Raw genomic sequence first — 9,377 nt, 5'->3', positions numbered from 1 at the left:
CCTCGCGGTGTTCCTCGAAACGTTTGGCCAGGGTGCGGGCGTGCCGGGCGAGTTCGGTGTTCTTGTTCCGGTTGTCCTGGCGGGAGCGGGCCAGTGCTCCTGTGTAGAGCCGGTGGATGGTGCGCAGTTCGTCGGCGGTGAGTTCCTCGCGCCCGGTGTCGCGGGCGGCGGACGCGAGACGGTTGGCTTCCAGGAGGGTGTCGGCCATGGCGCGGGCCCACAGCTGGCCCTGGAGGTCGGCTTCATGGATGCCGCGCAGGTCACGTAGCAGGTGCGCGCCGCACCAGGCGTGCAGGACGTGGTCGAGGTGGGTGTAGCCGGCGTATCCGTCGCGGACCAGGACACCGCTGAGGTGCGGCAGGACCTGGCCGGCGTCGATGGTCGCGGCCGAGCGGTCACCGGTGTGCATCAGGGTGAGGTGCGCGGTGGAGGCCACGTGCAGGAAGACGGTCCTGGCCCGGGTGCGGGTGAAGGTCTCATCGGCGTGCACGACGGGTGCGCCGGAGAGCAGGGCGCGGACCGAGGGCAGGAACCCGGCCTCCAGCAGGCGGGCGGCCCGGCCTCGCAGGGATGCGGCGAAGCCGGTGGAGACCTTCATCCCGCACAGTTCCATCACCAGCAGTGTCGAGCGGTGTACCGGGATGTGGTGTCCCAGGACCGCGTCCGCGACCTTCGCGGTGACATCGGGACCGTACTGGGCCGCCGATTCCACTCCGGCCGGGAAGACTCCGGTGGCCTTCTTTCCGCACCCGGGGCAGCACTTGACGTCCGCGGCGTACTCGATGACCTGCGGCGGAAGCGGGGTGGCCAGGTCAAAGACCTGACGGCGGCGCACCGCGGCCACCGGAACCTTGACCAGCGAGGACGCGCAGCCGGCGCAGGATGCCGGAGCGGGGATGACGATCCGCTCGTTCGGATCCTCTACCTGCCGCAAGGTGGTGCCCGGATCACCTGGCTGCTTGCCCGGTTTGCGTCCCGAGCGGGTACGCGAGGACCCGCCACGGGGCCGCTTGCCCGGCCCGTCCGAGGACGGCGGCTTCGAGGAGGTCGAGGAATCCCTCGACAGCCGCAGTACCAGGGCCTGGACCTGCGTGGTCAACTCCGCGATCTGGACCAGCAGCTGATCGATCCGCTCGTCCTTCGCGGCCGCCTCGGCCCGGGAAGCCGCCAACTCGCCGCGTACCGCGGCCAACTCGGCAAGAAGGTCCTTCGCAGACCAGTCGGGATCCTCCACACCGCCACCCTAGCGATCACGCCGCACGGTCCGCGAACCGATCACACCCTGCTGAATAGCTACCTCACGGCGGTTGCTCATTTTGTTTTCAGTGCGATAGGGGGGTTGGCTCGAACGTTGGGGCCGACGGTTGTTGTGTTAGGGGCAGGGGCGCTCTGGGGGCATGTGCTGAGGGAGAGGCTGAGGCGCGAAGATGAGGATGGCTGACGCCTGTCAGTCAGGAGGGCGTCACTGAGCGGTCTGGATCGGGGGTGCCCTTTCGGTGGCGGCTGTGTTCGTTGCCTGCTCGTATCTTCCTGAGCCGTTCGGCATCGTGCTTTCCGTCGTGTACGCCGTGGGTCTGGGAAGTGCCCTGAGTCGCGGGGCGTGATGCGGGTGACCCGTACACGGGGGCTTGTACGGGCTGTGAGCGGGGGCGGTGCGTAACCCTGCCCGGCTGGCTGCGCGTTGTACGGCTGGAAGGTGTGCCGGTAACGCGACAAGGGGGTCGTCGTCCATGGCGAACGGCAGCACGCTTGAGTCGTCCGACAGTCTCAAGGCATTCGGGGCGGCCTTGAAGACGTTCAGAGAACGTGCCCTGATGACACAGGAGCAGCTCGCCGAGCGGCTCAACTACTCCCATGCCTCCGTCGCTTCGGTCGAGCAGGGGCGGCGCATGCCGACCGCCGTCTTCGTCGAGCGGGCGGAGGAGGAACTGGAGGCGTTCGGGGTGTTGCGGGCCATGGTCCGGCACCTCGGGCGGCAGCGCGGGCTGGCCGTGTGGTTCCGGGAGTGGGCCCAGCTGGAGGAGATGGCGGTCGGGCTGTGTACGTACGAGTGCCGGGTGGTGCCGGGGCTGCTCCAGACCGAGGCGTACACCCGCGCCGTGATGCTCAACGTGCCGCCTCCGCCCAGCGAGGAGCAACTGGAGCAGCGGATCGCGGCCCGGCTGGCGCGGCAGGAACTGCTCCGGCGCCGGCCGCCGATCGCGTTCAGCTTCATCGTCGAGGAGTCGGTGCTGCTGCGGCACACGGGTGGGGAGGAGGTCACACGGGAGCTGATCGATCATCTCCTCGCGTGCACCGAGCTGTGAAATGTGGAGCTGCAAGTTATGCCTCAGCGGCAGCCGTATCACGCCGGTACGGGTGGGCCCATGCAACTCCTGGAGGCGCCAGAGCACCAGTGGTTCGGGTACTCGGAGGGGCAGCAGACCGGCCAGCTGATTTCTGTCCCGAAAGACATCAGCCTGATGCAGATGCGTTATGCCAAGATGCGCTCGCAGGCCCTGTCCCCGGCGGACTCGGCGGAGTTGTTGCAGCGAATGCGAGGAGCCCTGTGAGTGTCAACGGCGAGCTGGACTGGTTCAAGAGCAGTTACAGCGGGTCCCAGGGGGACAGCTGTGTGGAGGTGGCGCACGCACCTGGCGCCGTGCATGTGCGTGACTCCAAGACGCAGGACGGGCCGCGGTTCGCGGTGTCAGCGGCTGCATGGCATGACTTCCTCGGATGTGTGGGTCGCTGATGAGGGGCGCCATGCGTATCCACAGTGAGTTGGACTGGTTCAAGAGCAGCCACAGCGGCTCTGAGGGTGACGACTGCGTGGAGGTGGCCTTCGCGGCCGGGGTCGTGCACGTGCGGGACTCCAAAGAGAGGAGCCGGCCGGGATTCGTGGCCTCCTCGGTCGCCTGGCGTGACTTCCTCCGTCGTGTGGAGCGCTGACCCGCGTCAGGGTGCGGGGCGGACTATGTTGATCGTATGGCGATGACTCCGCTGCTGCCCGACTCCCGTACCGAGTCCGATGGTTCGGCCGTTGTCCGGGTGCTGAGTTACAACATCCGCTCGATGCGGGATGACGTCCATGCGCTGGCCCGGGTGATCAGTGCCTGTGCGCCCGATCTGGTGCTGGTTCAGGAGGCGCCGCGGTTCTTCCGGTGGCGGAAGAAGCTGGCGGCGCTGGCGTCCGAGTCCGGGCTGGTAATGCTGTCCGGGGGTGCCACCGCCGCCGGGCCCGCGCTGCTGTGTTCGCTGCGGGCGACCGTCGAGCGGACCGAGGATGTGCTGCTGCCGCTCACTCCGGGACAGCATCGGCGCGGGTTCGCCACTGCTGTCGTGAGGTTCGGTGGGGCTCGGCTCGGGGTGGTGAGCTGTCATCTGTCCCTGGAGAAGCGCGAGCGGTACGAGCAGGGGGGCATGCTGCTCGACCGGATCGCCGGGATGGGTGTGGAGCATGCCGTGGCGGGCGGGGATCTGAACGAGGGGCCGGGCGGGCGGACCTTCCGGCGGATCGGGGAGACCCTGACGGACTGCCGGGGCGCCGCCCCCTGGGGCGGTGAGCACACCTGGACGCGGAACGAACCGCACCGGCGGATCGACGCCCTGTTCGTCAGCAAGGGCGTCGAGGTGCTGGGGTGCGGGGTGCCGCTCGGGCAGCCGGGGGTGACGGAGAAGGACCTCGCGGCGGCCACCGATCACCTTCCGGTGCTGGCCGCCGTCCGGGTGCCCGCCGCCTGACCGGCCCACCGGCGTCAGACCACCGCGCCGGCGTCAGACCACCGCCCCGCGCCCCGGGTCGTCCTCGTCCTCGTCGTCCGTGCGCATCCGCATCACCAGGGTGGCGAAGCCGCCCAGGAAACCGCCGATGCACAGGGTGGTCATCCACCAGGTCATGTACCAGCCGAAGAGCACCGCCAGCAGCAGGAGCAGCGGGCCGCCCAGGACGCCGAGCCAGGCGAACCGGGAGGTCATGTCCGTCTCCGGGAGCGGCGGGGGCTCCGGCGGGACGAAGTGGCCCTCGTCGGTCTCGTCGAGGTCCTCCTCCGCGGGCTCGGCCACGCTGTAGTCGCGCGGGCCGCCGCCGCCGACGCCGGGGGCGAAGGAGACGGAGCCGCCGAGCGGCTTGGCCGGCTTGTCCTCGGCCTTGCGGGGCGCCGTCTTGGTGTCGCCGTCGTCCTCGTCGTTGGTCTCGGCCTCCAGCAGCGCCAGGTCCTCGATGGACTTGAACGGCTTGGCGCCCGGCGGGTCCGGCGGCTCCTCGCCGTACCCGGTGACGATCGCCTCCCACGCGGCGGCCTCGTCGAAGGGAACACCCTTCTCCTCCGGCTCGCGGCCTTCACGGTCCGAGTCGTTCTCAGCCACCTGTGGTCGTCCCTTCCTTGCCGAGACCGGTCTCCGGCTCCTTGACGGCGCCGGGTGCCAGCCGGCCGATGAACGCGGTGCTCTCACCGAAGATGCGCTCCGCGTCATGGTCCAACGTCGCCACGTGGTAGCTCTGTTCCAGCAGGACCTCCGTCACGTCCGTCGACGACACCCGGCCGAGGATCCGCGCCGAGTCCGCGGGCGGCACCACGTGGTCCTGCGGGCTGTGCATCAGCAGCAGCGGCTGGGTGACCTGGGGCAGCTCGCCGTCGACGAGCCGGAAGAAGTTCCGCAGGGAGTGCGCCGCGTGCAGCGGGACCTTCTCGTAGCCGATCTCCGTGCTGCCCGGCTTGGCGATGTCGCTCGCGATGCCCTTCGTCGTCGGGACGAGGTGGCGGAGTACGGGCAGGGCGTGCGCGGCCACCCCGTGCATCCTGTTCGCCGGGTTGACCACCGCCACCCCGCTCACCGCGTCGCCGTGCCGCGCCGCCAGCCGCAGCGCCAGCGCGCCGCCCATCGACAGGCCGGCCACGAAGAGCCGCTCGGAGCGGTCCCGCAGCAGCCGCAGCTCGCGGTCCACCTGGGCGTACCAGTCCTGCCAGCCGGTGACCCCGAGGTCCTGCCAGCGGGTGCCGTGCCCGGGAAGCAGCGGCAGCGAGACGGTCAGGCCGCGCGCGGCCAGGTGCTCCGCCCAGGGGCGCAGGGACTGCGGTGAACCGGTGAAGCCGTGGCAGAGGAGAACGGCCGTCTCCCCGCCCTCGTGGCGGTACGGCTCGGCTCCGGGCAGGACCGACACCTTCGGCCTCCTGTTCGTATGACGGGTACGTATGAAGGTTCGAGTGAAGCGCAGGGACGGCACACGGATTGCAGGACCTTCACCGTACGCGACGGTACTGACACCGACCAGGGCCGTCGGGGCCATTGACCGTCCTCCGGGATATGGTCTGACCTACACACACAGGAGGCACTCGGTTGTTGTACGGCACGATGAAGGTCGCCATCGGAGGGCCGCTGAAGCTCGCCTTCAGGCCCTGGGTGGAGGGCCTGGAGAACATCCCCGCCGAGGGCCCCGCCATTCTGGCCAGCAACCACCTGTCGTTCTCCGACTCCTTCTTCCTGCCGGCCGTACTGCACCGCAAGGTCACCTTCATCGCCAAGGCGGAGTACTTCACCACGCCGGGGATGAAGGGCCGGCTGACGGCCGCCTTCTTCAAGGGTGCGGGCCAGCTCCCGGTGGACCGCTCCGGCGCGCGCGGCGCCGGTGAGGCCGCGATCAAGAGCGGCATAGAGGTGCTGGAGCGCGGTGAGCTGTTCGGGATCTACCCCGAGGGCACCCGCTCGCCCGACGGCCGGCTCTACCGCGGCAAGCCGGGCGGTCTCGCGCGCGTGGCGCTGGCCACCGGGGCGCCCGTGATCCCGGTCGCGATGATCGACACGGAGAAGATCCAGCCCCCCGGGCAGGTCAGGCCGAAGCTGATGCGGCCCGGTATCCGGATCGGTGAACCGCTGGACTTCACCCGTTACCAGGGCATGGAGCACGACCGCTTCGTCCTCCGCGCGGTGACCGACGAGGTCATGTACGACATCATGAAACTCTCCGGCCAGGAGTACGTCGACATGTACGCCACCGCCATGAAGCGGCAGCTGGCGGAGGCGGCCAAGGCCGAGAAGGAGGCGGAGAAGGCGGCGAAGGCCGCCCTCGCCCGCGCGGAGAAGGAACAGGCCGAGAAGCTGAGGGCCGCCATGGAGCAGGCCGACCAGGAGCAGACCGAGAGACGGTCCGGCCCCTAGCGGGGCCCGGGGCGGGAGCGGGGGGACCATGGCGAAGCGCGAGAGAGTCATGCGCATGTCGGTCGAGCAGCCGTTGTGGCGCGCGCTGGCCGGCTACCGGGTCCTCACCATGATGTACGCGGTCGGCCTGTTCGCCGCCGCCTACGAGAACTTCGCCCGCCCCTGGCCCGCCCTCGGGTTCTTCGCCGTCCTGGTGGTGTGGACCCTCGCCACCCTGCCCAGGGTCGCGAGCGCCGCCGCCTGCACCAAGCGCTTCCTCACCGCCGACCTGACCGTCGCGCTCACCGGCATCCTGCTCACCCCCCTCGTCGACGACCCCGACCGCGTCCACGCCGGCGGCCCCACCCTGCCGTCGATCTGGACCGCCGGGTCCGTGCTCGCCTTCGCCATCAAGGGCGGCTGGCGCTGGGCGGCCCTCGCCTCCACCCCCGTCGCCGCCGCCAACCTCATCGAACGCGGCGGCCCCGCCCGCGACACCGTGCACAACGTGATCCTCGTCTGGGTCGCCTCCATCGCCATCGGCTACGTCGTCGAGGTCGCCCGCGCCTCCGAGCGCACCCTCGCCCGCGCCCTGGAGATCGAGGCCGCGACCCGAGAACGCGAACGGCTCGCCCGGGACATCCACGACAGCGTGCTCCAGGTCCTGGCGATGGTGCAGCGACGCGGCGCCGTGATCGGCGGTGAGGCCGCCGAGCTGGGCCGGATGGCCGGCGAGCAGGAGGTGGCGCTGCGCACGCTCGTCTCCGGCGGCCTCGTACCCGTCTCCCGCGTCTCGGAGGACGCCGCCCAGGGCGCCGTGGTACGGGCCGTGGAGCACGACGGGGACGGGACCGGGGACGACGACGGACCGGTCGACCTGCGTTCCCTGCTCGCCCCCTTCGCCGGAGCCCAGGTCAGCCTCGCCGAACCCGGAGCCCCGGTCCGGCTGGCCCCGGCCGCCGCACGGGAGGTGGCCGCCGCCGTGGGAGCCGCCCTGGACAACGTGCGCGGGCACGCCGGTGAGCGGGCCCGCGCGTGGATCCTGGTGGAGGACGAACCGGACGAGGTGATCGTCACCGTCCGCGACGACGGACCCGGCATCCCCGAGGGCCGGCTCGCCCGGGCCGAGGGCGAGGGGCGGCTCGGGGTGGCCCTGTCCATCCGGGGCCGGCTGCGCGACCTCGGCGGCAGCGCCGACCTGATCTCGGTGCCGGGGCAGGGCACGGAGGTCGAGCTGAAGGTACCCAAGGAGACGAACCACGTGAACGACCCGCGGGGGAAGGCGGAGCAGAGATGACGGACACCACCGGGCAGCACACGGCCCCGACGGTCAGGGTGATGGTGGTCGACGACCACCCCATGTGGCGCGACGCCGTCGCCCGTGACCTCTCCGAGTCGGGCTTCGAGGTCGTCGCCACCGCCGGCGACGGCGAGCAGGCGGTGCGCCGGGCCAGGGCCGCCTCGCCCGACGTGCTCGTCCTCGACCTGAACCTGCCCGGCAAGCCCGGCGTCCAGGTGTGCAAGGAGGTCGTCGCCGCGAACCCCGCCGTCCGCGTGCTCGTCCTGTCCGCCAGCGGTGAGCACGCCGACGTCCTCGAAGCGGTGAAGTCCGGCGCCACCGGCTATCTGCTGAAGTCGGCGTCCACCGAGGACCTCCAGGACGCGGTGCGCCGTACCGCCGCCGGTGACCCGGTGTTCACCCCCGGCCTCGCCGGCCTGGTCCTCGGCGAGTACCGCCGGCTCGCCTCCGAACCGGCCGGCGCCGCCCCCGCCGACGGTGAGCCGGGGACGCCCCGGCTGACCGACCGCGAGACCGAGGTGCTGCGCCTGGTGGCCAAGGGTCTCAGCTACAAGCAGATCGCCGAACGGCTCGTCATCTCCCACCGCACCGTGCAGAACCACGTGCAGAACACCCTCGGCAAGCTCCAGCTGCACAACCGCGTGGAACTCGTCCGCTACGCCATGGAACGCGGCCTGGACGACGAGTAGCGGGGATCAACGCCCCCATTTCTCCCAGGAATTGACTGTCCCGGCCATGTCGATGTGACCCGGATCACCCTTACCGTGCAGGTGGGAACGAACGGCATTTCGGCAACCATGGCGAAGGGACACTTCCACATGCGGGTCGGAGTACTGACCGGAGGCGGCGACTGCCCCGGGCTCAACGCCGTCATCCGGGCCATCGTCCGCAAGGGCGTCCAGGAGTACGGCTACGAATTCACCGGATTCCGGGACGGCTGGCGCGGCCCCCTCGACGGGCGCACGGTCCCCCTCGACATCGCCGCCGTCCGCGGCATCCTGCCCCGCGGCGGCACCGTCCTCGGCTCCTCACGGACGAATCCGCTGAACGAGCAGGACGGCATCCGCCGGATCAAGGACAACCTCGCCGCGCTCGGCGTCGAGGCCCTCATCACCATCGGCGGCGAGGACACCCTCGGCGTCGCCACCCGGCTCGCCGACGAGTACGGCATCCCGTGCGTGGGCGTGCCCAAGACCATCGACAACGACCTCTCCGCCACCGACTACACCTTCGGCTTCGACACCGCCGTCGGGATCGCCACCGAGGCCATCGACCGGCTGCACACCACCGCGGAATCGCACATGCGGGTGCTGGTGGTGGAGGTGATGGGGCGTCACGCCGGGTGGATCGCGCTCCACTCCGGCCTGGCCGGCGGCGCCAACGTCATCCTCATCCCCGAGCAGCCCTTCGACGTCGACCAGGTCTGCGCCTGGGTGACCTCGCGGTTCCGCGCCTCGTACGCGCCGATCGTGGTCGTCGCGGAGGGCGCCGTGCCGAGGGACGGCGACATGGTGCTCAAGGACCAGTCGCTGGACTCCTTCGGACACGTCCGGCTCTCCGGGGTCGGCGAGTGGCTCGCCAAGCAGATCGAGAAACGCACCGGCAACGAGGCCCGTACGACGGTCCTGGGCCATGTACAGCGGGGCGGCACGCCGAGCGCCTTCGACCGGTGGCTCGCCACCCGGTTCGGGCTGCACGCGATCGACTGCGTGCGGGACGGGGACTTCGGCAAGATGGTCGCGCTCAGCGGCACCGCTATCGTCCGCGTGCCGATCGCCGCGGCCACCGCGCGGTTGAAGACGGTGGAGCCCGAACTGTACGAGGAGGTCGGGGTCTTCTTCGGCTGACCCCACCCTCACCCGACCCCCGCTGCCGCTCCCGCTCCCGCTGCCGCGGGCAGTCGTGCCGCGGGGCGGCACGGGTGGGCGCGACGGCACCCCGCAAGCGCCGGGCTGCGCAA

General features: G+C 70.7%; 10 protein-coding genes and 1 pseudogene. 8 read left to right on the top strand and 3 right to left on the bottom strand.

The annotated features are described in order from the left end of the window. Positions 1 to 1,234, bottom strand: a 1,234-nt coding sequence (locus B9S61_RS40365) for a transposase (protein WP_146064883.1), incomplete at its 3' end; no start/stop codon positions are given. Between the two features lie 496 nt (positions 1,235 to 1,730). Here B9S61_RS40365 and B9S61_RS18480 point away from each other — a divergent pair. From B9S61_RS18480 to B9S61_RS18465, 4 genes and pseudogenes are all read left to right on the top strand, one after another. After that, positions 1,731 to 2,552: pseudogene (locus tag B9S61_RS18480) on the top strand (Scr1 family TA system antitoxin-like transcriptional regulator). Beyond that, positions 2,549 to 2,734 (top strand): DUF397 domain-containing protein, encoded by a 186-nt coding sequence (locus tag B9S61_RS18475; protein WP_103543255.1) that lies wholly within the window; start codon positions 2,549 to 2,551, stop codon positions 2,732 to 2,734. The pseudogene B9S61_RS18480 and the gene B9S61_RS18475 overlap by 4 nt, the downstream one beginning before the upstream one ends. A gap of 11 nt (positions 2,735 to 2,745) precedes the next feature. After that, on the top strand, positions 2,746 to 2,931 hold the full coding sequence (locus tag B9S61_RS18470) for a DUF397 domain-containing protein (RefSeq protein ID WP_103543259.1): 186 nt from the start codon (positions 2,746 to 2,748) through the stop codon (positions 2,929 to 2,931). Between the two features lie 36 nt (positions 2,932 to 2,967). Then, entirely contained in the window at positions 2,968 to 3,723 is a 756-nt protein-coding gene (locus tag B9S61_RS18465) for an endonuclease/exonuclease/phosphatase family protein (protein ID WP_103543254.1), read from the top strand. Between the two features lie 33 nt (positions 3,724 to 3,756). Here the strand turns inward: B9S61_RS18465 and B9S61_RS18460 are convergent, their stop codons facing one another. Further along, positions 3,757 to 4,347 (bottom strand): hypothetical protein, encoded by a 591-nt coding sequence (locus B9S61_RS18460; RefSeq protein ID WP_103543253.1) that lies wholly within the window; start codon positions 4,345 to 4,347, stop codon positions 3,757 to 3,759. After that, the gene (locus B9S61_RS18455; protein ID WP_103543252.1) at positions 4,340 to 5,143 is read right to left on the bottom strand and encodes a carboxylesterase; all 804 of its coding nucleotides are present in this window, start codon (positions 5,141 to 5,143) and stop codon (positions 4,340 to 4,342) included. Before B9S61_RS18455 ends, B9S61_RS18460 begins: the two co-directional genes overlap by 8 nt. A 191-nt stretch (positions 5,144 to 5,334) precedes the next feature. Between B9S61_RS18455 and B9S61_RS18450 the strand changes: the two genes are divergently transcribed. The 4 genes from B9S61_RS18450 (at position 5,335) to B9S61_RS18435 (ending at position 9,264) form a co-directional block, all read left to right on the top strand. Then, positions 5,335 to 6,138 carry a 1-acyl-sn-glycerol-3-phosphate acyltransferase gene (locus B9S61_RS18450; RefSeq protein ID WP_103543258.1) on the top strand — a complete coding sequence of 268 codons (804 nt, stop codon included), beginning with the start codon at positions 5,335 to 5,337 and terminating at the stop codon, positions 6,136 to 6,138. A gap of 28 nt (positions 6,139 to 6,166) precedes the next feature. Continuing rightward, positions 6,167 to 7,414, top strand: a complete 1,248-nt coding sequence (macS, locus tag B9S61_RS18445; protein WP_103543251.1) for a MacS family sensor histidine kinase — start codon at positions 6,167 to 6,169, stop codon at positions 7,412 to 7,414. Beyond that, a complete protein-coding gene (locus tag B9S61_RS18440; protein ID WP_103543250.1) occupies positions 7,411 to 8,106 on the top strand; it encodes a response regulator transcription factor in 696 nt (231 codons plus the stop codon). The genes macS and B9S61_RS18440 overlap by 4 nt, the downstream gene beginning before the upstream one ends. A gap of 129 nt (positions 8,107 to 8,235) precedes the next feature. Further along, on the top strand, positions 8,236 to 9,264 hold the full coding sequence (locus B9S61_RS18435; protein WP_103543257.1) for a 6-phosphofructokinase: 1,029 nt from the start codon (positions 8,236 to 8,238) through the stop codon (positions 9,262 to 9,264). The last annotated feature ends 113 nt before the right edge of the window (positions 9,265 to 9,377 follow it).

The organism is Streptomyces sp. SM1, from assembly GCF_002910825.1.
Taxonomy (GTDB): Bacteria; Actinomycetota; Actinomycetes; order Streptomycetales; family Streptomycetaceae; genus Streptomyces; species Streptomyces okerensis.
This window is presented reverse-complemented; position numbering and strand designations above follow the sequence as displayed.

Excerpts from the sequence above, each read along its gene's own strand:
- B9S61_RS18470 (WP_103543259.1), top strand. The coding sequence starts at position 2,746 with ATGCGTATCCACAGTGAGTTGGACTGGTTCAAGAGCAGCCACAGCGGC.
- B9S61_RS18465 (WP_103543254.1), top strand. The coding sequence starts at position 2,968 with ATGGCGATGACTCCGCTGCTGCCCGACTCCCGTACCGAGTCCGATGGT.
- B9S61_RS18450 (WP_103543258.1), top strand. The coding sequence starts at position 5,335 with ATGAAGGTCGCCATCGGAGGGCCGCTGAAGCTCGCCTTCAGGCCCTGG.
- macS (WP_103543251.1), top strand. The coding sequence starts at position 6,167 with ATGGCGAAGCGCGAGAGAGTCATGCGCATGTCGGTCGAGCAGCCGTTG.
- B9S61_RS18440 (WP_103543250.1), top strand. The coding sequence starts at position 7,411 with ATGACGGACACCACCGGGCAGCACACGGCCCCGACGGTCAGGGTGATG.
- B9S61_RS18435 (WP_103543257.1), top strand. The coding sequence starts at position 8,236 with ATGCGGGTCGGAGTACTGACCGGAGGCGGCGACTGCCCCGGGCTCAAC.